We start from the raw sequence: 530 nt of genomic DNA, 5'->3' as shown, positions 1-530 counted from the left end.
AACTGCGCTTTCCCAGAGGCGGTAAAAAACTCGCCATCAGTAAACATTCGCTGGTTCACGATGTCTTGTTGCAGCTTCAATACTGTCCACTGCTGAGGTTTAAGTTCGCTGTAACCTTGGTCGTCTAAGTTTGTTAAGCCCATCAAACACAAGTCTCGACGTTTGCCGTTTGCATTATCAAGGCTGGTCATCTGGCAATACTCTTCAACGCTTTGTCCTTCATGACGATAATCAAAGGCTTCTTGATGACGCATTTTCTGCGCCACTTCTTTAATCATCCACCAATCGGGGTTGGCTTCGCCTGGGCTTGGTAATATGCGGCGCTGCCTTGATATACGGCGCTCTGAATTGGTCACGGTGCCCGACTTTTCACTCCACCCTTGCGCGGGCAGCACTACATCAGCCAAGCGAGTGGTTTCAGTGTCGGCAATGCAATCGGACACGACAACAAATGGGCATTGTTCGAGCGCGGCTTTCACTTTCGCACTGTCTGGAAGGCTAACGACCGGATTCGTCGCCATGATCCACAC

The 530-nt window shown here is 50.4% G+C and carries 1 protein-coding gene; it reads right to left on the bottom strand.

Annotation, left to right across the window (positions count from 1 at the left end; translation table 11 throughout):
- Positions 1-530 (bottom strand): molybdopterin-dependent oxidoreductase (locus GCE9029_RS25490; RefSeq protein ID WP_157487867.1); only part of this gene is annotated, 530 nt, incomplete at both ends.

The organism is Grimontia celer, from assembly GCF_900055185.1.
GTDB classification, from domain to species: Bacteria; Pseudomonadota; Gammaproteobacteria; order Enterobacterales; family Vibrionaceae; genus Enterovibrio; species Enterovibrio celer.
This window is presented reverse-complemented; position numbering and strand designations above follow the sequence as displayed.